Raw genomic sequence first — 20,914 nt, forward strand, 5'->3', positions numbered from 1 at the left:
TTTTGGCAAGCCAACCACACCGTCAAAGATCAGGGTTGCAAAAACGGAGGGGACCATAGATTTTAGTGGGGATCACTCTGGCAACTTCCTCTCACACCGTCGAGACGGTGCTGGGGACACGCTTACGTTTCTTTTTTGCCGTGCTTATCTCAAGATGGTCGCGCGCCCAAGTCATGGCGACACATACACGCCTACGTTCCACTGGATCGCTACCCGCCATGACAAGCTGGCCCGCTGGTTCAGCGCTTTCATCTCCATTGCAGCCGCCTTCATCTGGTAGCGGGGAGTTTGTCTACAGCCCCTAGCGTTTTGCGAATTGCCTCGCGAAATTTTGCAACCAGTCAACTAGAAGTTGACGCTCATCCGCCCCCAATGGTGTGAGCTGCTGGGCAATGAACGCAGCCTGGTCATCTAGCCGCGTTGATCCCTCGACCAGGAGGTCATCAACGCGGCAGCGGAACAATTCAGCCAACTCGACCAGGCGAACAACCGTGGGGATAGCGATGCCTTGCTCAACACGAGCAACGGCGCCTCGGCCAAGCCCAAGTTTTTCGGCAACTTCCTCTTGGGTATATCCCGCCGCCAGGCGCCTGCGTGCTATTGCACGACCCACTGACTCGGCCAGTAGGCGCTCTGCCTCCTTGTCCATACGCCTCCCACTAGAAGCGGGAGATCGTTGCAGGCATACTCTCAGTCGAACAGGGCGTAAAAGGGTTCAACTATCCCTATAAAGGATACGTATGGTAATTTCGCATCTCAGAAAGTTGGGTGGCCGCAGAGGGCAGGGTCATTTGCACTCGAGGAAGGCGGCGCCGGGAACCAGCAGTTGGGACGCATGCATGGTCCTACGTCAGCATCGTCATCGTGATTCAATTTTCTCAAGGGGGAACGCATGAAAAAACTCGCCGTGTCTCTTGCCGTTTGCGCAGCCATGCTGGTGGCCTGCTCGAACAAGCCGGACGGATCTGAATTCATTGGTACGTGGTACGACCCTGGCAAGGGCGAGAAAATCCAGATCACGAAAAATGGCGAGAACTTCCTGCTGCATGAACTGGGAAGTGACAAGAATCCCAACCCATCCAAGGCGGTTCTTTCCGGGGTGTACCGAGACGGCTTGCTCAAACTCATGGTCGGCGGGCGAACGCTCGTCCTCACGCATGTACAAGCCGATGACACCCTCATATTGCCGCTGATGAACGGGCAGGGCACGGAAACCTTGGGTCGAGTCAAGGATTAAGATGCGCGCCTCGATTCTTACGCCACTCATTCTTGCCGGGATGCTTGGAGGGTGCGGGGGTGGCGGTGATGCCACCACCTCGGTGAGTTCTGCGAGCGGTGGAGCTATTGCCATCGCGACGCAGCAGCCGGCCAATCCGTATACCGGTCAAGCCGCGCCAGGCACAACGACCACCGCCGTGACGGGGCAAGTGTTCAACAGCGGCGCGACGGTGGGCGCCACCGTGACGGCGTATCTCCTGAACCCCGATGGTTCGAACGGCGCGCAGATCGGCACGGCTACGTCGGGCACGGATGGACTGTTCACGATGACGCTGACGCAGGCGCCCTACGCCACGGCAAGCTACGTGCGGTTTGTCGCAACGGGCGGAAGCTATACCTCTTCTGCGGACCATACGATCCAGTCGAATGACACGCTGGAACTGGTAACACCATACGTCACGACTGCATTCGACAATTTCATACTCACGCCGCTGACCCACGTGGCCTCGGCGCGCATGACGCAGGTGGTCTCGACGGGCGGTTCGCTGCCCAGCGCCTACACGGCAGGGGCGAGCATGGTTCTGTCACTGATCGGCTTCACCGATTCGATCCTTCCGAACGGCCACAGTACCGCCGGCATTGACTATCTGGCAGTCGTGCCTGGTTCGGCGGGCGATCCGTTGAACGCCTATGCGGATGCTCTGAACGCAGTGGAAGCCTATGGCGTCAAATACGATCTGCCTTCTTTTACGTCGGTACGGCTGCTCGCTCAAAGCCAGTTGACCGGCACCGCTTCGGCCACGCTGCCCAACGGAACCCAGATCAACATCGGCCAATGGCAGAACGGCATCTTCAATCCTGTAGCGCCCTACACGCTGGCGTCGTTGCAATCGGCTGGAGCGCCGCCGCCGTATGCACAAATGCATCAGTTCATCGTGTGGGAGTACATCGATGCTGACTGCCGCAGCGGTAACAACGCCGCGTACTACACACGCTTCCCGCTGCAACAGGGTCAGCCGAATCTGTTTACCTCCGGTCAGTGCCCGACGTTTCAGAGCTACGTTAGTCATCTTGACGCGAAGGTGTCGACCAACAACCGTAGCCGCCAGCTCGTCACCTCATCAGGTTACGTGCCGCAGAACGTGCCGGTTGTCGGTGCTGGGTCGTAATGCATCGGGTTCTAGCACGTTGAGGCATCGTTGTTGACGTGCAAGGACTGCTGACCTTCCGTATTGGAGTCGTCCAAGCCGCCATCGATGACCACGAGCATGTTGTTCAAGTAGTTGGCGCTGGTCTCCAGCGTCATGTCTGCCATGACCCGCACATACGCCGGCGCCTTGAGGATCGATTCGAGCTCGGCTTGAAGCTCGGGGGTGGGCTGGCGCGTCTCCCCGAATGTGACGAACTCATATGGAATGGCCGTGTCCTGCGGGCGCCGTTTGCTCATCGCCCGCGCGCCAACCATGTAGAGACTGATGAAGCCGTGCCGGTCGAGTGCCGCCGTCATCGCCCCAATGTGGGGTTGCAGCGCATCCAATTCGACGATAGCGCGGTTCTTGTGCACCGCGCCCATATTCACCACCGTGCCGCAGTACGCGCTGATGATGTTGACCCGTAAGTGGCCAAGCAGCCGTGCCACCAACTGAGCCGCGACCCGGGTCTCGCCATGCAGGGGACTTTCCCCCGCGAATCGCGCTCTGCACCCCGGATAGGCGCTCAAACTCGTTGTTGGCCACCTCGTGGCGCAGTCCATGGAGCGTCACGCCCAGATCCGCCTTGGTCAACCCGAACTTCCGGGCGAGATACGACAGGTGCTTGGCATTCGCCTGGAGGGATTTCCCGGGCCACCCGAGATGCCCGTCACGATCTCGAACTACGGACTGGAGCTCCTTGAGCACGGCCAGCTTCTCCGGCGTATCCAGGGGAAGCTCGCGATACCGTCCACCCTTGGTGCCCTTCTTGATGGGCAGCCCCGAGCCACTCGCCGCGATGGCCGCTTTCAACTCGTCTCGGGAAACGCTCACATCGGTGAAAGCAAGGATGTTCGTCACGCCACCTTCCACGACCGTTGCGTGCGGCCGGATACAGACCATCTCAAGCCGGCGCAGGCCCCAGGTCCTTCCTGCCAGGAGCATGAGACCAGCACGTTCGTCCTCTGCACGGATCTGAGCCAGCTTCTTGTCGATATCAACACCGTTGCCGGACCAGCTCTTGTCGACCTGGGCGGAAAGCGTGCGCCTGACAGCCTGCACGTCCTCCACGAATTCAGAAGTGGACCCAATCAAGCCCTCCTTGCCGATCCAGTTAGCGAAGACGCGGAACGTAGTCAGGCGGTTCTGGATGGTCGATGCCGACTTGCCCTCATCGAGCCATTTGTTCACAAGCGCCCGCATGTGCTTCTGGCGGAAGCTGTGGATGGTATCGAACCGATACCCCAACAATTTCAACTCTTCGAAGCCGAGGTAAAGGATGTTCGCCCGTGCCTCTTGCGTACCATCAGACGCGCGGCGGTCTCCTCTGACAGTCCGCAGGTTCTCCGGCTTCTTGAGCAGATCGGCAAGCTGCTTCTTCCAGTTTCCCTTCATCGAGAACGTACCGTCAGCCCTTTCTGCCCCGGATTTCTTCCCGGCCCATTCCCATTGAACATGTCGCCCATGCGTTGACTCCCTACTCTCGCCGAACACTGTTCGTGCGCTTCCCTGTCGTCCCAGCCTAAAAGCCCGAACGACATCTGACTTTTGTCGCCCGGTCTCATCCCCGCAGGAATCGGCGCGCAGACGCGCCAATCCCTCCGAGCATGAGGCCGGCTGTTTGTTGCTTGTGTAGCGTCCCTACTGGAATTGCTTTGTCGCTTCCGGGGCGACGATGGTTGACAGTGCCATACGTTAGAAACTCCTGGAACTACATTGCCGATCCCTCGGCTATGTAGCTGCGCTGTATGCGCCATCCTCTCTTGTGTCAAAGAGAGGAGCCTATGTCGCGTTCTTGTGGAGGGCGCGATACCCTCGGATTGCAAGTCAGCGCACTTCGGCGCCTCCTGAACGAATCTCTCTCCTCCCATTCCATTCCTTGCGGCCACCGAACCGTGACGGGTTCGAGCAAGGTGCCAGATACCAGGCCCGCCCACGACACGCCTCAATGGGCGCTCGCAAACAGGCTGGTCGACTTCCATGTGGTAAGCACGAAGCCGCGTCCAGCGGAATGAGAGTCATCGGAAACAAGAAGCGCATTGCGCGCTTCGCGCCAGTGAATCCCCCCGTGTAGGCCGGGGAGGCTAGCGGCAGGCCCCCTTAGGAGCGCTCACACAGCTTTTGCATCGGTGGTGTGCACCGTTTCATATTGCGAAACCCGGGCGTGCATGTTCTTCCTGACGGAAGCGCGTCTCAGCGGGTTGTGGGTGCCTTGGATATTTCGCTACGTGTTCGAGTGCCGAACCCACGCTCTAAGCGCGAAGCAAGCCGGACCAACCCGGCAGCTGTCGCTGCAGGAGGTCATCGCGGATTCGAGTCGTCACGTTTTGAAATGCCCTTGGCGGGCGTTGCCACGTCTGCGCCGATTTGGCGAGCCGTACGAATCCCTGTGGGATTCCCTTCATACCTTTTGCCCGGTTCATCCTCATCGGATTCCGGGCGGAGCCGTTTGCGCTCCCACCTTCCTGAAATTCGAACGCGTTACGCGTCCTGTTCCGAAGCCAGCCTGTGGCAGGCGTTCGGGGGCTAGATGCGGCCCAGCTGCCGATCACCACACCGAGGTGCAGTCGATGGCGTGCAGATTAGTGCGCCAGAAATTTCCAGTCAAGAACTAATTTTTGCTTCAGGCCTGTCTTCATTTTTCTAATCTCCCCCAAATCCCTTGTAGATACAGCGATTCCTGCCACACGCAGGGACACTCTCTTGCTAACCCCTTTTTCCAAAAGCCATGCGGTCGAGTCCGGCGAACGCCCAAAATCAACCGGCCGGTTGCGCACTGACATCCAGTAAGCGGGAAATTGCGCTCAAGCCTAGAGATCGCGGGACAAACCTGGCCACAATCTGGCCCGCACTTGGCCCGCACTTGGCCACAATCTGGCCAATCTTTGGCCACGAACCCGCCTGCATGTCGAATGGCCCACCAGTTGGCCACTTCGTGGCCACAATCTGGCCCGCACTTGGCCACAATCTGGCCAATCTGTACGCATTTTGTTGCACACGCTGCCGGAGGGTGCGTCCAACCGCAATGAATGCCGCCGTCAGCCACTCCAAGGTGCCGCCGGTAGTTGTCTGATTAAGAAGACTAGAACTAGAGATGCATCCGCATACATTGGTGCCTGTGGTACGTCTTAGACCTCGGCAGGGAGAAACACGTATATGACCCAACAAATCATGCGCGACTATGCAAAGCTTGATCGCCGCAGCGTGCATGCGCAACTGCAGGGCCACGGTGATGGCCGTCACGAGTTCTATGAACTTTTCCTCCAAGTTGCGGGGATCGAAAGTGGCCTGGTGGAAATCGATGGCACCGTCGTAGACATGTACGCAACTGCGATGCAAGGCCGGACTTACAGTCTGGTGTTCGCGCGGGCGCTCATCTGTCTTGGCCGCATGTTGCACATGCTGGAATTGGTGGAGCAGAAACTGGATCGCTTCGCCGGGAAATACGGCGTTGGTCTGCCAGCATTCGATGGACTGCATCGCCGAGGCAACCGCAACGGCTGCGTAAACCGCCGGTCAGGGGATACAAGTGTGGAGCTAAACCGGACGGTCAGCAGGCAGCAGACGGATGTTGGGTGAAGCTACCGGCGCACGGAAGCTCCAACATGTTCAGGCATCGCAGTAGAGTGGATTTGCCCGAGCCGGAGGGGCCAATCAATGCAATGACCTCGCCGCGTTCCACGGACAGATTGATGTCGCGCAAAACGGTGTTGTTGCCGAAGCTCTTGCGCAGGCCCTGAATGCTGATCATTGGGGTCTTTTCTGTGTGCATGGTCTTAGACTCCAAGCGTCCGCGCTTCAAGGCGCTTTGCGAACATCGTGGCAGGCAGCAGGAGCAGGAAATAGATCACTGCGACCAGCGAATAGATTTCGAGCGGACGATATGTGTCGTGCGCAATCACCTGACCCTGGTAGAGCAAGTCCGGGACAGCTAGAACGGAAAGCAGCGATGTGTTCTTGAGCTGCATAATGGATTGGCTAACGAGAGGCGGGACCATGCGTCGAAAAGCTTGTGGCAGGACCACGCGGCGCATTACCTGTGCGCTACGCATGCCAATGGCTCGTGCGGCTTCGACTTGGCCTTTATCGATGGAGATGATGCCGCCGCGTACGATTTCGGAGTAGAAGGCGCCGCCGTACAGTGTCAACGAGAGTACCGCCGCCAGACCGGGCGAAAGTTCAATGCCGGTGACAACAGGAAGTGCGTAGTAAAACCACACGAGTTGCACCAGCACTGGCGTGCAACGAAAGAGTTCGACATAGCATCGAAGGGAACCGCTTAACCAGCGGCCTGCCGAGACTCGACCGAGCCCAACGAGCACACCAACTGCAAGGCCCGATGCGATGATCACCAGCGTGTACGCCACCGTACTCCATACGCCGGCCAAGATGACGCTGCGGTATTGAAGCAGCGACGCAAAATCCCAGTTGTACATCGTTCCACCCTCAAAACGTAATTTGCGGCGGGAACGCCGTGGGCGGCACGTGCGCAAGCGTCTGCATGTTTGAAATGATGGAGTCCTGAATGCGCTTTGTTCTTTCGCGCATCAGCGATCCAAGCGTTAACCGCTTCCGCAAACTTCGTATCTGCTTGTTTGCGGATCCCCGCACACGTTACGTTTGCCTCCTCAGGGGTGGGAACGATGATCTTTCCAACGTTCGGCACTTTGACCAGAAGCGCAGTCGACACCAGAATCGCAAGAACTTGACAGTCGGCACGTCCAGACTGGAGAGCCAACGTTGCGGCAGGAATGCTCTCAAAGCGCAGGATCTTTGCCTTGGGCAGAAGCTTCGTCGCGACCTGGTCGTGGCTAGAGCCGATGTCTACCGCCACGCGGATGTCTGGCTTGTTAATGTCTTCCCAAGTCCTGAAGTCCAGTGACTTTTTTGGCGACCACCGTGTTCAAGTTGTGGAACAGTGGGTTCGTGAAGTCGATCGCCTGGCGCCGCTGGGGCGCTGGTGCGAGGCCGAAGTGAATATCGATCTTGTTTGATTCGAGATCGAGAACCGAATTGCCCCAGCTCGTCAGCCCCATTGCCATATAGTCATTGGTGCAGAACACGCCGTCAGGCAACGCAGGCGCTGACAGGATTTCTCTCGCAGCCATGACCCCGCCTTGATAGTCATGTTTGGGTGCACGAATCACCGTGGTCCGTATGCCCATGCTGCGCGCCATGCTGACGAAAAGGCGCTCACGGGATCGAATGCTGTAAGAGCCTTGTTCGATGGCGACGACCGCGATGTGTTGGCACTGTGCCTGACGGAAGAAGTCCGTCAGCAGCGCAATGCCTTTTTCGTTGTCGCACAGCACGCGGTCGACTTTCGGCGGGTTGTCGGCCTTGTTGATCAGGACAACCGGCAGCTCGTGGCGGATACAGTTCTGATAGATCTCAGCGGGCGGCGTGTCAGAGGTGATGATGACGCCGGACACGTTGTACCGCATCAGCATGTCGATGACCTGGGAGATGTCCCGACGCTCTGCGGTGGGGACCAGAAGCGGGCGGAACTGGCTTTCCAACAGCGCCTCACTCAGATCCTTCAGTTGCAGGGAGCGAAAGGGGGCGTCCAGATCGGCGACCACAAGACCCACCAGGTCGGAGCGTTGCATGTTCAGACCGCGCGCCAGATGATTGACGCGGTACCCGAGGGCATCGGCGGCCTTCAGCACTTTATTGCGGGTCTTTTCCGAAACGTATCCGGAATTGGAAAAGGTGCGCGAAACGGCGGAGCGGGAGACCCCTGCGGCGTCTGCGACTTCCTGGGCTGTGACCTGTTTAAGCATTGGTCGTGTGACCTGTTATGGGAACGGATGAAAAGCTTATGATGCCGCACTACGGCCTGCGTTGCTGCCAGGCACGGTAAGCGCGGCTGAATGCAAACGGATCGTCTACATTGACCATGTCGGGTTTGAGCCCGATGAGGCCAATGGCGGAGTCGGTCTCGTCCGCAAAGAAACGGAGCATGACTTTTGCACCGGCGGCGCGGCATTCGGCAAACTCCGAGAGGTCGTCCAGACGGTAGTCGTATTCGACAACATAAGGTGTCCCTGTCTCAAGCAGCGCTGTAAGCGTGGGATAGTCCTGGCGGCGTCGCATCACCCTGGCCTGCGGACTGGCAGACTGGACCCTGTCCACGCAGGCCGCATCGAAGCTCCAGAAGAAGCAATGCAACCATGCGTTGTGTGCGGCAACTTCCTGCAGTACCTGGCTCACGTCTGCAGCCTTGAGCTCGACATACAGCGACTCGCCGTAGCGGCTGGCCAGTGCCAGATAGGCGCCAAACGGGCTGACCACTTCTGTGGCGTACCGCCGATGGAACCACGAGCCGGCATCGCACCGCGACAACTCCGCGAGGGTGCGGTGGCAGACCGGCCCATTCAGGCTGGTGGTCCGGTCGAGCGTGTCATCGTGAATGACCACGAGTTGCCCGTCAGCCGTCGTATGCAGGTCAAGCTCGATGGTCTGTGCGCCCATGCGGTACCCGAGTTCCGCACCGGCAAGCGTGTTCTCCGGGGCCACCGTACTGGCACCACGGTGGCAGACGATTTCGATCGGGTTGTCGGGATCGGGGTGATAGGCGCCGACCATTTCCGGCAGGTCGCTGCAAATACCCCACACCGGCAGTTGCATGAGCCGGGCGATTTCGCTTGCGCGTTCTTCGTGCCAGACCACGATGGGCAACGCGCGTGCGGCCGCCTCGGCCATCAGTTCGGCGGTCAACAGTTGGTGCGGTGTTTCGGACGCCTTTTCCCAGCACAGGTGGATCATGTCGGCGCTGGCCTGCTCAGCCAACACGAATGGGTCCGCTCCGCCGGGCACCAGCACCGACAACGGGAAAGGGCACGCGGCTGCAGCCAGTTCGCTGATCTGCGAGACATCAAAGGAACCGAGCACCGCGTTCGCGAATTGCATCTGCTTGAGCAGTGCAACCACCTTCGGGCCCGAGCCCTTGGCCTTGAGCTCGATGTACAGGCCGCAGCCAGTCAGGGCGGCAAGCGCTACGACTTCGCGAACGGTGGGGACGGGCTCTCCGTTGTGCAGCGGATAGGTCTGTAACTGTGCATGCGTGACATCCTGAATCCGGACGTCTTGGCCGGCGGTCTTGCTCAGGTTGTCGTCGTGGCTGACCACGCAAACGCCATCGGCTGTCAGTTGGACATCGATCTCCCACATGTCGGCGTTCAGGTGCGCGGCCAGCGCAAACGCCTCCAGGGTATTTTCGAGCCTGTGGCCGCTGGCGCCACGGTGGGCGATGCAAAGCGGCTGCGGTCGTGTCAGTGCTGCCAGTGCACGCTGACGTTGTTCACGCGACATGGAAGCGGTTTCCTTGCGCGTCAAACATCAGGATGTTCTCGGGGGCGACCTGCCACCGAATGGTTTCGCCAAGCCGGAGATCGCTCCTGGCGGATTGCAGCGTGCGGATCACGGCGCCATTGGCAAGTTGCAGGTCATACAGGATCTCGCGGCCCTGATGTTCGATGAAGCTGACCGTTGCAACGTTGGCGCCTTCGGCTGTCACCTCCACGTGCTCCGGCCGCACGCCGACCCGCACGGCCTGGCTGCCCGAACCTGGTGCTGCCCCGCGCGGGAACGCCATTCTGGCGCCCGGGCTGACAAAGTGCTGTGCATCCACGATGCCGTCGAGGAAGGCGATCGGCGGGTTGCCGAGAAACTCGGCGACGAAGGCGCTGCTCGGGTTCCGGTACATCTGCACCGGCGTATCGACCTGAACGACCTTGCCGTGCTGCATGATGGCAATGCGGTCGCACATGCTCATCGCTTCGACCTGATCGTGCGTGACCAGAATCGCTGTAATGCCAGCTTCCTTCTGGATCCGGCGGATCTCGGTGCGCATATTGATGCGCAGGCCGGCGTCAAGGTTGGCCAATGGCTCATCCATGAGCAGTACGTCCGGCCGGCGGACGATGGCCCGCGCGAGCGATACGCGTTGTTGCTGGCCGCCGGACAGTTCAGCAGGCTTGCGCTGAAGCAGCCCGTCGATGCGCACGAGTTCGGCAATTTCTGCCACCTTGCGCTGGATCTCGGCAGCGGTTTCGCCGCGGACCTTCAACGGAAAGCCGACGTTCTGCGCGACCGTCATGTGCGGGTACAACGCATAGGATTGAAACGTCACGCCGACATTACGCTCTTGCGGGCAAGCCTGCGTCACGTCCTGGCCGGCAATCCGGATCTGGCCTCGATCCACCCGGTGAATGCCGCTGATGGCGAACAACGTGGTGGACTTTCCGCAGCCGGACGGGCCGAGCAGGGCGATCATCTCGCCCGTCGCCACATCCAGGTTCATGTTGTCGATGACTGGGGTCTCGCCAAACTGCTTCGTCAGGCTTGATCGCGAGCGCAATGTCACGCTCTCTGTTGAACTCAATGGCCGCACGCTAGGCGTGGCCGGGCCACATCATGGCAGGCACCGCAGTGCGAGCCAGTTTGACGCTTGCCTGCGGTTTCAAGCGGCTGGTTTGGTTGTTTGCTCGTCGGCCTCCGACGAATCCTCCTGCTTCCACGCATTGACGATCAACCGCCTGCGCTGTGGCGAGGCGAACATGAAGTCGTTCATCGCGCCCAGAAACGCCTGACGTGACGGCCCGGCCAGCGTTGCAAACGCAATCAGGATCTGCCGCACTTCTTTTCTTTCGGTGTTCTTCATGGTGTAGCTGTGGCTCCCCACAACGGTGACGCGCATTGTCCCGGTGATTGGTGATTGGCGCGCCGGCGTCATGGCGCGTTGGTGGCTATGTTAGAAATCGCCCGCAGGTTTGTCCATCGGACTGGTCTGACCAGGCCGCATGGCCGACGAAATCAGGCCCGTTTCGATACCGTAGTGGACGAGGTCGGCGTCACGGTCGATATTCAGTTTGCGCATGGCCGTGTTTTTCTGTGTGCTGATCGTTTTTTTGCTGCGGTTCAGTTGGCTGGCAATTTCATTGACGGTCATGCCCGACACAAACAGCCGCACGACTTCCAGCTCGCGGTGTGTGAGCGGTGCTCGCCCGTGCTGGCGCTGCTGATGTGCCGGTGGCGTGCGCAGGATGGTCTCGACCGCGGGCGCCAGATACTGCCTCTGCGCAAACGCCGCATGTACGGCCAGCGACAGGTGTGTCATCAGATCCGATTTGCTGACGATGCAGCGCACCTCTGTCATCAGCGCGCGCAGGATGGCGGGGTTCTCCATCATGGTCAAGGCGACGACGCGCACATTCGGATAGCGCTGCCGGATCAGCGACAGCAGCGGCAGCCCGTCGCCGTATTCCCCGCCAGGCATGGCGTAGTCGCAGACGAGCACGTCGAAGTCCGTGCGGTCGAGCAGTGGGATGAGTTCAGTGGAATCGCGGGCAAGGCCGTCGACCCGGACCGCCCGGTCGGTGGCAAATTCGTGCTTTACGCCAAGCAGGATGGCCGGATGGTCATCGGCCACCGCGACGCGAACGATTACGGGGTTTATGGCAATGTTTTTCACTGGCTTGCAGATTGATGCGGCGTACGCGTGCAGGAAGGCCCTCACGCTGCACGCGCAGCCAGAGGGCTGTCAGGACTGTGCAGAGACTCTATGGGCGTGCACTCCGCCCGGAAAGCGGAAGCGTCCTAAAAAGCGGCCGGTGCCCGGTGTCGAATGCGCTCTGGCTGAGTTTTGCGCGCCATGAAAAAGGTTCCGGGTTCCCAGGGCCTCGATCCTCAGCTATCCGTAAGCGCGGGCAACAATTTTTACTCCGCCCATTGTTGAGGCGCTTATGACTTGTCGGCCATCCGGTCCACCGCGTGCGGTGATCGGGTCCGATCTCAGTGCATGGTGAAAATGCGCCGCATCAAAGCAAAAAAAGGCTTGAACCGTATCGTTCAAGCCTTTCTTGTACGTTGGTGGGGCAGCGGGTGCCGTTGTCTTCCCCGCCGATCAATCCGGGGCAAAGAAGCGCTCGTGCAGTTCTTCCAGGCCCAGCGTGCTGATCACCTCATGTAGCCGCTCGGTCGGTCGCTTGCGGGGCAGGTTCTTGTACTGCGCAATGATCAGCTCGTTCTTCATCGAATGCTCCCAGCCGACGAGCTCCGTCACACTCACGTGATAGCCGTGGGCCTCAAGCTGCAGGCAGCGCAGCACGTTGGTGACCTGGCTGCCGAACTCGCGCGTGTGCAGCGGGTGGCGCCAGAGTTCCGTGAGTGCATTGCCGAGCGACTTGCCCTTGTTCTTGCGCAGCATGCCGGCCACCTCCGCCTGGCAGCACGGCACGAGCACCATGTACTGCGCCTGTTTTTCCAGCGCGAAGCGGATCGCATCGTCGGTGGCGGTATTGCACGCGTGCAGTGCGGTCACGATGTCGATGGTGGCCGGCAGGCGGTCCGAGGTGATGGACTCCGCCACAGACAGATTGAGGAACGACATGCCCTTGAAACCGAGCCGCGCGGCAAGCTCGGTGGACTTGGTGACCAGCTCTTCGCGCGTTTCGATGCCGTAGACGTGCGACGTGCCATCGCCAGGTTGTTCCTTGCAGAACAGGTCATACAGGATGAAGCCGAGGTACGACTTGCCTGCGCCATGGTCGACGAGCGAGACGTGCCCCTTGGCTTGCTGGACGTTGGCCAGCAGCGGCTCGATGAACTGGAACAGGTGATAGACCTGCTTGAGCTTGCGTCGGCTGTCCTGGTTCATCTTGCCGTCGCGCGTCAGGATGTGCAGTTCCTTGAGCAGCTCGATCGACTGGTTGGGGCGGATTTCGTGGGTTTTGTTGGACATCGCGAGGGTCAATGGGATGCGTCGACCAGCAGGTCGAGCGGCACGTTCAATGCGTCGGCCAGTTTCTTGAGCAACTCGGCTGTGCCACCGCGTTGCCCGGTCTCGATCTGACTGAGATAGGGTTTGCTGATACCGGTGGCTTCTGCCAGGGCGTCCTGGGTCATGCGCCGGTAGTTGCGCCACGCGCGCACTGGGTGATCGCCTGCAAGTTCGGCATCCATAACGGCGGCGGGAACGCGAAAACCGTTGTCAGCAGCGGTGGCCTGGTCGAACAGGGTTTCGTCATTCAGGTCTTCGGCCAGATGCTTGATGCGGTCCCAGAGTTCAATTGGAACCACGGCAAATTCACGGTGACCGTCACGCTCGATGTATTGGATTTGCGCCATTGATATGCGCCTCCGCGCGGTTTGATGGCCAGTGCCACGGTCACGACACAGCCATCTTCAATTTGATGCAGCACGCGCCAGTCGCCAACGCGGAGCCGGTAGCCCTCACGCCCGGCGAGCTTCTTGGCATTCGGGCTTGGAGCGTAGCGGGCGACGGCAAGTGCATCGATCTTGGCTCGAATCGTTGCGTCGAATCATTGCGGCGACATTGCGCGGCTCGCTTTGTGAACGCAACGGCGTGCATCCCGGAATATTAGCAAATTGCTAACCAAATGGCTAACTATGTTTGCTATTCGTTTGCCGGGGCTCAGTTGGGATGTGACAATGGCGCCCCGTTTGCTCGCCCTTTGCACGATCTGTCTGTCATCGCATGTCTGAACCGCTCAACGCCCCCCTCGTTGCTGTGATTGGCGCCGGCCCCGCCGGGCTGATGGCCGCTGAAGTTTTGTCCCGCAACGGCGTACGTGTGGAGGTGTTCGACGCCATGCCGTCGGCGGGGCGCAAGTTCCTGCTGGCGGGGATTGGCGGGATGAACATTACGCATTCGGAGCCAATCGACGCGTTTCTCGGCCGATATCGTGCGCGCAGAGACCAGCTTGGCCCCCTCATCCACCGCTTCAACCCCGACGCGTTGCGTGCGTGGATTCACGGGCTGGGGATCGACACGTTTGTCGGCAGCTCGGGCCGCGTGTTTCCGACCGAGATGAAAGCGGCGCCGCTACTGCGCGCGTGGCTGCATCGGCTGCGCGAAGCGGGCGTGCAGTTGCACATGCGGCATCGCTGGGTGGGGTGGGCAGAGCCGACGAGCCGCGCGCAGGTGCTGCGCTTTGCCACTCCCGATGTCGAGCGGCTGGTGCAAGCCGATGCCGTGGTGCTGGCCATGGGCGGCGGCAGTTGGCCGCGACTGGGCTCCGACGGCGCCTGGGTGCCGCTGTTGGAAGCGCGCGGCGTGCAGGTGCAGCCGCTCAAGCCCGCCAACTGCGGTTTCGATGCGGATTGGAGCGCGCATTTTCAGGCGCGTTTTGCGGGGCAGCCGGTGAAGTCGGTCGCCATCGGTTTGCCATCCGCCAGTGACGGCACGCTGCAATTCCGACAGGGCGAGTTCGTCGTCACGCAGACGGGCGTGGAAGGCAGCCTTGTCTATGCGCTGTCAGCGCCCATCCGCGATGCGCTGCTGGCAGACGGCGAGACCACCATCTGGCTCGATCTGGCGCCTGGCTGGAGTGCACAGCGCGTGTCAGACGAGCTGATGCGCCCGCGTGGCGCACGCTCGATGTCGAGCCACCTGCAGAGCAAGCTGAACATCACGGGCGTGAAGCTGGGGCTGCTGCGCGAATGCCTCTCGAAAGAGGCGTTTGCCGATCTCACGCAACTCGCCAAGGCCATCAAGTCGCTGCCAGTGCGGCTTGCCCGTGCCCGCCCGATTGACGAGGCGATCAGCAGTGCGGGCGGCGTGGCGTTTGAGGCGTTGGATGCGAACCTGATGATCGAGCGCTTGCCGGGCGTGTTCTGCGCGGGCGAGATGCTCGACTGGGAAGCGCCCACCGGCGGCTATCTGCTGAGCGCGTGCTTTGCGAGCGGCGCCGCGGCGGGGCAGGGCGTGCTCGACTATCTGGCGGCGTTGAGGCCCTAAGTTACTGGCGCGCTTTCAGGCGCCACAATGACGTGACCTCGGCAACGCGCGCCTGGTGGAGCGGGTCAGTGGCGTCGGAAGATTTCGGGTGCTTCGGCTTGATGTCGTCGCGGCCAACAACCTGCAGGCCCGCCGCATCGATCATCGTCAGCAGCGCTTCACGCGTGCGCAGACCGAGATGCTCGGCAAAGTCCGACAGAATCAGCCAGCCTTCGCCATCGGGCTCAAGGTGCGCGGCGAGGCCGCTCAGGAAGCCCCGCAGCATGTGGTTGTCCGGGTCATAGACCGCCCGCTCGATGGGGGAACTGGGCCGCGCCGGCAGCCATGGCGGGTTGCAGACAACCAGCGGCGCGCGGCCTTCAGGAAACAGATCCGCTTCAACGACGTCGACCTGGGTCTGCAACCCGAGGCGCGCAAGGTTCTCGCGCGCGCAAGCCAGCGCGCGCGGGTCTTGATCGGTGCCGACAACACGCTTCACGCCGCGTTTGGCGAGCACCGCCGCGAGCACGCCGGTGCCGGTGCCGATGTCGAACGCCAGTGCCGTGGAGGGCAACGGCGCCTTCGCCACCAGATCGATGTATTCCCCACGCACCGGCGAGAACACACCGTAGTGCGGGTGGATGCGCTCACCGCCCAGCGCGGCAATCTCGACACCTTTCTTGCGCCATTCGTGCGCGCCGATCAGCCCGAGCAGCTCACGCAGCGATACGACTGAAGCGGCCGCCGCTGCATCACTGGCGCCGTAGGCCTCGGTGCAGGCTTGGCGCACGTCGGGGGCGCGGCGCAGGGGGATGGTGTAGTCGGCATCCAGCGGAACCAGCAGCATGCCAAGCGTGCGTGCACGCTGCGACTGGGCCTGTCGATGCAGGTTGAACAAGTCGATGGGCGAGGCAGCTTCCTTGCGCGGCTTACGGTCGGTGCGGCGGGACAGGGCCTGCAGCAGTTGCCGCGCGTTCTGAAAGTCGCCTTGCCAGAGCAATGCCGTGCCCTCGCACGCGAGGCGGTAGGCGGCGTCAGCGGTGATGCGGTCGTCTGCGAGGACCACGCGCTTGGGCGGCGGGTTACCCGCTTCAGAGCGCCACCGGGCGGTGTGCGAGGCATCGGTGCCCGTTTCAGGGTCGGCGGCAGTCCAGGTGAGGGTCGGGTGATTGGTCACGGAGGGGGTAAAAGCGGGGGAGGGCGCGGTAGTGGGCGACACAATACAGCCGGTGGCCCGATCGCACAATGCGATGAGTGACTTAACAGGCACTCAAGGAAGGTGGCCCGATGCGGCAGGCAGTGTAAACTCCAGCCTTTTTTCGGCACTCGTAGCATGGCGCACGCCCAGCAACGCAGGGCGCTCAGCGGCCCTGCGCTGATCCGCATTCTTGCTCGCCTGACGGACGTCGATGTTTCCGTATCCGCGCAGCCGCTTTCCGACCGCCTGAGCCAATGGCTCAGCTGGACGGATGCCATCACGCTTTCGTCGGCGCTGAACGCAGTTCCGCCTGCCATTGCTTCCAACGTGCGGCTTGCCGGCCCGGACGCCGAGACCATCGGCGCTCGCGTGCGTGCCGCATTGACCAAGTCCATCGCGTCCAGTTGCGCGCCCGATGTCCGGACCGGGTCACGCGCTCCGATCCAGAACGCATCGGCGCCGGTGGTGGTCGACTACGCCGATTTTCGGCAGCGCTACCTGCTGATGCAGCAGACGATGGAGTTGGAGATCAGCGACCTGCGTGGCCGCCTGCGGCGCCTGTTGGCCAGCCGGACACCCGATCTCGCGCGGCTGGCGGTGCTTGATGCCAGCATGGAGCAGGCGCTTGCAGGCCGCGAACGCGCGCTGCTGGGGGCCATTCCGCCGATGCTGGGGCCGTACTTTGAGCGCCTGCGCGCTGCGGATGCACAGCGGCAGGCGGAACTGCCGGCCGCAGGCCAACCGACACAATCCACATCCCGCGCCTGGCTGGACGCGTTCCGCAAGGATATGCAGAGCGTGCTCCTGGCCGAGCTTGATGTTCGTTTTCAACCGGTCGATGGGTTGCTTGCAGCCCTTCGCCACCGCTAAGCGGGACAGACACCATTCATGTCCAGACATCACCTGAATCTCATCGTTTTTTCTGTTGGGCTGGCGGCCTTGGGATGGATTTCCGCCGGCTACCTTGTTGACGGGAATCTGCTGGCGCTGGCCGTCACGCTCGTGATCGGTACCGCCTATGTGGCGGGTGCGCTGGAACTGCGCCGCTATCGGTACGCCACCGGCACCGTCATGCAGGCTGTGGCGGGGCTGGCTGAGCCGCCGCCGAACCTGGCCGCGTGGCTGGAGCAACTGCACGCGAGCCTGCGCAATGCTGTGCGCCTGCGCGTGGAAGGCGAGCGCGTTGCGCTGCCGGCGCCCGCGCTGACGCCATACCTCGTGGGCCTGTTGGTGCTGCTGGGCATGCTGGGCACGCTGCTTGGCATGGTGGTCACGCTCAAGGGCACCGGTGCGGCGCTGGAGAGCGCAACGGACCTGCAGGCGATCCGCGCATCGCTGGCCGCGCCGATCAAAGGGCTGGGGTTCTCGTTCGGCACCTCGATTGCCGGCGTGGCCACGTCCGCCATGCTGGGGTTGCTCTCTGCGCTGTGCCGGCGCGAGCGGCTTCAGGCTGTCCAGGCGCTCGACGCCAGGATTGCCACCACGCTGCGCATCTATTCGCATGCGCATCAGCGTGAAGAGACATTCAAGCTCCTGCAGCGGCAATCCGATGTGATGCCCGCGCTGGTTGATCGCCTGCAGGCGATGATGGCGTCGCTGGAGCAGCAGGGCGCAGCCAGCAACGAGCGGCAGATCGCCAGCCAGCAGGCGTTTCTCGACAAAGCGGAAGCCGCCTACAGTCAGTTGGCCTCTTCGGTCGGCCAGTCGTTGAAGGACAGCGCCGCCGAAAGCGCACGTGTTGCCAGCGCGGCGCTGCAGCCCGTGGTGGAAACCACGATGGCAGGGCTCGCGCGTGAATCGGCCGCACTGCAGGAGACGGTGACGCACGCAGTGCAGCACCAACTGGATTGCCTGTCGACGCGCTTCGAGGCCACGGCCGAGACCGTTTCGGGCATCTGGAGCAACGCCTTGTCCGCACATCAGCGCGCAAGCGAAGCGCTGGTTGGGCAGGTAGGCACGTCGCTGGATCGCTTTGCCGAGACATTCGAGCAACGCTCCGCCCGGTTGCTCGATGGCGTTTCGGAACGCCTGGGGGCGACGGCGGGCACGTTGTCCGGCGCCTGGAGCGATGCGCTTGCACGGCAAGAGCACGCTCACGCAGAACTGGCCGGCCGGAACCAGCGCGCCTTGGAAGCCGCTGCCGCGACGTTCGAGCAACACGCCGCATCGCTGCAGGACGCGTCGCGCCAATCGCATACGGCGTTGCAAGCCGCGCTGGAAGCACGAGACGAGCAACGTCTGGCCGCGTGGACCGAGGCGCTCGGCGCGATGGGCGCCAAGCTGAGTCAGGCGTGGGAGAAAGCGGGCGCCGACACGGCGGGCCGTCAGCAGGACATCTGCGATGCGCTGGCGCAGACTGCGCGCGATATCTCTGCGCAAACACAAGCGCACGCCAAAGACACGATCAGCGAGATTTCGCGCCTGGTGCAGGCCGCATCGGAAGCGCCCAAGGCCGCAGCCGAAGTGGTTGCCGAGCTGCGCCAGAAGTTGTCCGACAGCATGGTGCGCGATACCGCGATGCTGGACGAGCGCGCGCGCCTGCTGGGCACACTGGAAACGCTGCTCAATGCAGTGAACCACGCTTCGACCGAGCAGCGGACGGCGGTGGATGCGCTGGTGGCAACGTCAGCGGAGCTGCTGGAACGCGTGGGCGTGCGATTCACCGATCGGGTGGAAGCCGAGACCGGCAAGCTTGGCGCGGTGGCCGCCCAGGTAACCGGCAGCGCGGTCGAGGTGGCGAGCCTGGGCGAAGCGTTTGGTGTGGCCGTGCAGTTGTTCAGCGAATCGAACGACAAGCTTGCGGCGCACCTCGAGCGCATTGAAGCGGCGCTCGACAAGTCACTCACGCGCAGTGACGAGCAACTGGCCTACTACGTGGCGCAGGCGCGTGAGGTGATTGACCTGAGCATGCTGTCTCAGAAGCAGATCCTGGAAGACCTGCACCGGCTGGGTGACCAGCGTGCCCTGGCCGGAACCGAAGCGGCATGAGCGACGAGATTGACGGCGGCGTGGGCGGCGCAGGCGGGGTAGAGGGCGCCGGTGGCATTGAGGCCACCGCGCCGATCTGGGCCGCGTTTGGCGACCTGATGTCGGTGCTGCTGGGTGCCTTCGTGCTGATTCTGGTGGGCTTGATCGGTGTGCAGCTGGAGCTGTCGTCCAAGCTGCAGAACGAGGTCAGGCAGCGCGAGGCCGAGGCGCAGCGCCGCAAGACGCTGGAGCAGGCGCTTGCCGGCCCGCTGGCCGCAGGGCGCGTGACGCTTGTCAACGGGCGCATCGGCATCAACGGCAATGTGCTGTTTGCAATCAACTCAGACCAGTTGCAGCCCGAGGGCCGCGCGCTGATGAAGAGCCTTGCGGCGCCGCTGGCTGCATATCTCACATCGCGTGAAGAGATTCTGATGGTGAGCGGGTTTTCTGACGACCAACAGGTGCGGGCCGGCAATCGCCAATTTGCAGATAACTGGGAACTGTCCGCCAAGCGCGCATTAACCGTGACGCGTGCCTTGATTGATGAGGGTATCCCCGCGTCGAGCGTGTTCGCGGCAGCGTTCGGCTCGCAACAGCCCGTGAGTTCCAATGCGGACGATGTGGGCCGCGCCAAGAACCGGCGTGTGGAGATCGCGCCCGTGCCCAGGCAAACCGCTTCCAACGGTGAGCGTCGTGAGCCTCGCTGATTCATCCACGCAGGCGATGCTCGACAACTGGCGCGCAAGCGGCGCTGATCGGCTGGACCGCGTGCGCTTCCACTTCATCGAGGCACTGCATCGGCGCACGCTCAGCCAAACCGGCGCGGCGCGACGCATTCTGGATGCGCGGCTCGGCAAGCTGGTTGCCGCCTATGCAGAAGACGTGGATCGCGCGGCGTTGTCCGCCGATGCCGCCGACTCAACTGCGTCTGCCGGTAGCGCATTGACCGAACTGCTGAGCGACATTGCCAGCCGTGCGCGCATGGAGGTCGGCGTTGCTGTCGCGGGCGTTTCGGGGCGCCCCCCCGACGCATCCCCTGCGCTGAAGATTCTCGAAGACGTGCGGGATACCTGGTCTCGCGTCAGCGCCGCGAAGCAGTTGCGTGATGCCTTGGACCAGGTGCCGGTGAACGCCGGCCCGCTCAATTCAAGCAGTCTTGTGCATCGGTCGCTGGTGTTGATGCGCGAGGTATCGCCGGATTATCTGCGACAGTTTCTGTCGTATGTGGATGCGCTTTCGTGGCTGGAGCAGATGGGCGGGGACAGCGCTGCTGCTGGCCAGGATGCGGCCCGCAGCGGCGCAAAGGCGGCGCGGAGCAAGGCGCGCTGAGGGTGTGGGTGCCAGCCACGCTGAATATCGGCCGTTGTGCAATCGAGCGGCGCGGCGTGCGCCCGCCCAACACCCGAACAGGCTCGGCTTAGGGCATCGCCCGAACGGGCAGGCATGCAAAAAGGGGAGCCGAAGCTCTAATGCCGTTCAGTTAAGGTCTTTCCGAAGATATCGAAGGGCGTAACGAGCAGGACGGGATTTGACGGCCCGATCGCATTTGCGGTTGGGCCGTTTTACGTTGATCAGCAGCTTGAGGTGCTCCCGCAGCCG

22 protein-coding genes and 1 pseudogene are annotated in these 20,914 nt (G+C 62.0%); 9 read left to right on the forward strand and 14 right to left on the reverse strand.

The window, feature by feature from the left end; translation table 11 throughout:
* On the forward strand, positions 1–280 hold a 280-nt coding region (locus tag PSUB009319_RS23035; RefSeq protein WP_221620980.1), incomplete at its 5' end, for a hypothetical protein.
* Between the two features lie 21 nt (positions 281–301).
* Here PSUB009319_RS23035 and PSUB009319_RS22135 read toward each other — a convergent pair.
* The gene (locus PSUB009319_RS22135; RefSeq protein ID WP_124384324.1) at positions 302–649 is read right to left on the reverse strand and encodes a helix-turn-helix domain-containing protein; all 348 of its coding nucleotides are present in this window, start codon (positions 647–649) and stop codon (positions 302–304) included.
* A 243-nt stretch (positions 650–892) separates the two neighbouring features.
* On the opposite strand from PSUB009319_RS22135, the gene PSUB009319_RS22140 reads away from it, so the two are divergent.
* Together PSUB009319_RS22140 and PSUB009319_RS22145 are read left to right on the forward strand one after the other, a co-directional pair.
* Positions 893–1,237: a hypothetical protein gene (locus PSUB009319_RS22140; protein ID WP_124384325.1), complete on the forward strand. Its 345-nt coding sequence runs from the start codon at positions 893–895 to the stop codon at positions 1,235–1,237.
* Between the two features lies 1 nt (position 1,238).
* The gene (locus PSUB009319_RS22145; protein ID WP_124384326.1) at positions 1,239–2,387 is read left to right on the forward strand and encodes a hypothetical protein; all 1,149 of its coding nucleotides are present in this window, start codon (positions 1,239–1,241) and stop codon (positions 2,385–2,387) included.
* Between the two features lie 11 nt (positions 2,388–2,398).
* Here the strand turns inward: PSUB009319_RS22145 and PSUB009319_RS23370 are convergent, their stop codons facing one another.
* Positions 2,399–2,665 (reverse strand): hypothetical protein, encoded by a 267-nt coding sequence (locus PSUB009319_RS23370; protein ID WP_260393115.1) that lies wholly within the window; start codon positions 2,663–2,665, stop codon positions 2,399–2,401.
* Positions 2,625–3,803, reverse strand: a complete 1,179-nt coding sequence (locus PSUB009319_RS22150) for a phage integrase N-terminal domain-containing protein (protein WP_260393116.1) — start codon at positions 3,801–3,803, stop codon at positions 2,625–2,627. Before PSUB009319_RS22150 ends, PSUB009319_RS23370 begins: the two co-directional genes overlap by 41 nt.
* Before the next feature lie 1,761 nt (positions 3,804–5,564).
* Here PSUB009319_RS22150 and PSUB009319_RS22155 point away from each other — a divergent pair.
* Positions 5,565–5,987, forward strand: a complete 423-nt coding sequence (locus PSUB009319_RS22155; protein ID WP_124384327.1) for a hypothetical protein — start codon at positions 5,565–5,567, stop codon at positions 5,985–5,987.
* A gap of 1 nt (position 5,988) precedes the next feature.
* Here the strand turns inward: PSUB009319_RS22155 and PSUB009319_RS22160 are convergent.
* From PSUB009319_RS22160 to PSUB009319_RS22210, 10 genes and pseudogenes are all read right to left on the reverse strand, one after another.
* Positions 5,989–6,180: pseudogene (locus PSUB009319_RS22160) on the reverse strand (ATP-binding cassette domain-containing protein); the annotation flags it as partial.
* Between the two features lie 4 nt (positions 6,181–6,184).
* Entirely contained in the window at positions 6,185–6,844 is a 660-nt protein-coding gene (locus PSUB009319_RS22165) for an amino acid ABC transporter permease (RefSeq protein WP_124384328.1), read from the reverse strand.
* A 414-nt stretch (positions 6,845–7,258) separates the two neighbouring features.
* Positions 7,259–8,191: a LacI family DNA-binding transcriptional regulator gene (locus PSUB009319_RS22175; protein WP_124384329.1), complete on the reverse strand. Its 933-nt coding sequence runs from the start codon at positions 8,189–8,191 to the stop codon at positions 7,259–7,261.
* 49 nt (positions 8,192–8,240) lie between these two features.
* The gene (locus tag PSUB009319_RS22180; protein ID WP_124384330.1) at positions 8,241–9,722 is read right to left on the reverse strand and encodes a glycerophosphodiester phosphodiesterase family protein; all 1,482 of its coding nucleotides are present in this window, start codon (positions 9,720–9,722) and stop codon (positions 8,241–8,243) included.
* Entirely contained in the window at positions 9,712–10,776 is a 1,065-nt protein-coding gene (locus PSUB009319_RS22185) for an ABC transporter ATP-binding protein (protein WP_221620981.1), read from the reverse strand. Before PSUB009319_RS22185 ends, PSUB009319_RS22180 begins: the two co-directional genes overlap by 11 nt.
* Before the next feature lie 96 nt (positions 10,777–10,872).
* Positions 10,873–11,145, reverse strand: a complete 273-nt coding sequence (locus tag PSUB009319_RS22190; protein ID WP_124384331.1) for a hypothetical protein — start codon at positions 11,143–11,145, stop codon at positions 10,873–10,875.
* A gap of 18 nt (positions 11,146–11,163) precedes the next feature.
* Positions 11,164–11,841 carry a response regulator transcription factor gene (locus PSUB009319_RS22195; protein ID WP_260393117.1) on the reverse strand — a complete coding sequence of 226 codons (678 nt, stop codon included), beginning with the start codon at positions 11,839–11,841 and terminating at the stop codon, positions 11,164–11,166.
* A gap of 474 nt (positions 11,842–12,315) precedes the next feature.
* Complete coding sequence (locus tag PSUB009319_RS22200; RefSeq protein WP_124384332.1) at positions 12,316–13,152, reverse strand: SAM-dependent methyltransferase; 837 nt, start codon at positions 13,150–13,152, stop codon at positions 12,316–12,318.
* A gap of 8 nt (positions 13,153–13,160) precedes the next feature.
* Positions 13,161–13,538, reverse strand: coding sequence for a helix-turn-helix domain-containing protein (locus tag PSUB009319_RS22205; protein WP_124384333.1), 378 nt, complete (start codon positions 13,536–13,538; stop codon positions 13,161–13,163).
* Complete coding sequence (locus PSUB009319_RS22210) at positions 13,439–13,720, reverse strand: type II toxin-antitoxin system RelE/ParE family toxin (protein ID WP_124384343.1); 282 nt, start codon at positions 13,718–13,720, stop codon at positions 13,439–13,441. The genes PSUB009319_RS22205 and PSUB009319_RS22210 overlap by 100 nt, the downstream gene beginning before the upstream one ends.
* A 188-nt stretch (positions 13,721–13,908) precedes the next feature.
* Between PSUB009319_RS22210 and PSUB009319_RS22215 the strand changes: the two genes are divergently transcribed.
* Positions 13,909–15,171, forward strand: a complete 1,263-nt coding sequence (locus PSUB009319_RS22215; protein WP_124384334.1) for a TIGR03862 family flavoprotein — start codon at positions 13,909–13,911, stop codon at positions 15,169–15,171.
* A 1-nt stretch (position 15,172) separates the two neighbouring features.
* Here PSUB009319_RS22215 and PSUB009319_RS22220 read toward each other — a convergent pair whose 3' ends face one another.
* On the reverse strand, positions 15,173–16,327 hold the full coding sequence (locus PSUB009319_RS22220; RefSeq protein WP_124384335.1) for a class I SAM-dependent methyltransferase: 1,155 nt from the start codon (positions 16,325–16,327) through the stop codon (positions 15,173–15,175).
* 156 nt (positions 16,328–16,483) lie between these two features.
* Between PSUB009319_RS22220 and PSUB009319_RS22225 the strand changes: the two genes are divergently transcribed.
* From PSUB009319_RS22225 to PSUB009319_RS22240, 4 genes are read left to right on the forward strand one after another with little or no spacing between them, the layout of a single operon-like run.
* A complete protein-coding gene (locus PSUB009319_RS22225) occupies positions 16,484–17,218 on the forward strand; it encodes a DUF3348 domain-containing protein (protein WP_124384336.1) in 735 nt (244 codons plus the stop codon).
* A gap of 18 nt (positions 17,219–17,236) precedes the next feature.
* Positions 17,237–19,336: a DUF802 domain-containing protein gene (locus PSUB009319_RS22230; RefSeq protein ID WP_124384337.1), complete on the forward strand. Its 2,100-nt coding sequence runs from the start codon at positions 17,237–17,239 to the stop codon at positions 19,334–19,336.
* Complete coding sequence (locus PSUB009319_RS22235; RefSeq protein WP_124384338.1) at positions 19,333–20,022, forward strand: OmpA family protein; 690 nt, start codon at positions 19,333–19,335, stop codon at positions 20,020–20,022. Before PSUB009319_RS22230 ends, PSUB009319_RS22235 begins: the two co-directional genes overlap by 4 nt.
* A complete protein-coding gene (locus PSUB009319_RS22240; RefSeq protein ID WP_374704225.1) occupies positions 20,009–20,644 on the forward strand; it encodes a DUF2894 domain-containing protein in 636 nt (211 codons plus the stop codon). The genes PSUB009319_RS22235 and PSUB009319_RS22240 overlap by 14 nt, the downstream gene beginning before the upstream one ends.
* The last annotated feature ends 270 nt before the right edge of the window (positions 20,645–20,914 follow it).

Origin of the sequence: Ralstonia sp. SET104, assembly GCF_003851545.1 — a bacterium.
GTDB lineage: Bacteria > Pseudomonadota > Gammaproteobacteria > Burkholderiales > Burkholderiaceae > Ralstonia.

Bases quoted from the DNA above. Each gene is read 5' to 3' on its own strand.
- PSUB009319_RS22165 (WP_124384328.1), bottom strand. From the start codon at position 6,844: ATGTACAACTGGGATTTTGCGTCGCTGCTTCAATACCGCAGCGTCATC.
- PSUB009319_RS22140 (WP_124384325.1), top strand. From the start codon at position 893: ATGAAAAAACTCGCCGTGTCTCTTGCCGTTTGCGCAGCCATGCTGGTG.
- PSUB009319_RS22230 (WP_124384337.1), top strand. From the start codon at position 17,237: ATGTCCAGACATCACCTGAATCTCATCGTTTTTTCTGTTGGGCTGGCG.
- PSUB009319_RS22135 (WP_124384324.1), bottom strand. From the start codon at position 649: ATGGACAAGGAGGCAGAGCGCCTACTGGCCGAGTCAGTGGGTCGTGCA.
- PSUB009319_RS22150 (WP_260393116.1), bottom strand. From the start codon at position 3,803: ATGAAGGGAAACTGGAAGAAGCAGCTTGCCGATCTGCTCAAGAAGCCG.
- PSUB009319_RS22175 (WP_124384329.1), bottom strand. From the start codon at position 8,191: ATGCTTAAACAGGTCACAGCCCAGGAAGTCGCAGACGCCGCAGGGGTC.
- PSUB009319_RS22235 (WP_124384338.1), top strand. From the start codon at position 19,333: ATGAGCGACGAGATTGACGGCGGCGTGGGCGGCGCAGGCGGGGTAGAG.
- PSUB009319_RS22215 (WP_124384334.1), top strand. From the start codon at position 13,909: ATGTCTGAACCGCTCAACGCCCCCCTCGTTGCTGTGATTGGCGCCGGC.
- PSUB009319_RS23370 (WP_260393115.1), bottom strand. From the start codon at position 2,665: ATGAGCAAACGGCGCCCGCAGGACACGGCCATTCCATATGAGTTCGTC.
- PSUB009319_RS22155 (WP_124384327.1), top strand. From the start codon at position 5,565: ATGACCCAACAAATCATGCGCGACTATGCAAAGCTTGATCGCCGCAGC.
- PSUB009319_RS22180 (WP_124384330.1), bottom strand. From the start codon at position 9,722: ATGTCGCGTGAACAACGTCAGCGTGCACTGGCAGCACTGACACGACCG.
- PSUB009319_RS22190 (WP_124384331.1), bottom strand. From the start codon at position 11,145: ATGACGCCGGCGCGCCAATCACCAATCACCGGGACAATGCGCGTCACC.
- PSUB009319_RS22205 (WP_124384333.1), bottom strand. From the start codon at position 13,538: ATGGCGCAAATCCAATACATCGAGCGTGACGGTCACCGTGAATTTGCC.
- PSUB009319_RS22145 (WP_124384326.1), top strand. From the start codon at position 1,239: ATGCGCGCCTCGATTCTTACGCCACTCATTCTTGCCGGGATGCTTGGA.
- PSUB009319_RS22225 (WP_124384336.1), top strand. From the start codon at position 16,484: ATGGCGCACGCCCAGCAACGCAGGGCGCTCAGCGGCCCTGCGCTGATC.
- PSUB009319_RS22200 (WP_124384332.1), bottom strand. From the start codon at position 13,152: ATGTCCAACAAAACCCACGAAATCCGCCCCAACCAGTCGATCGAGCTG.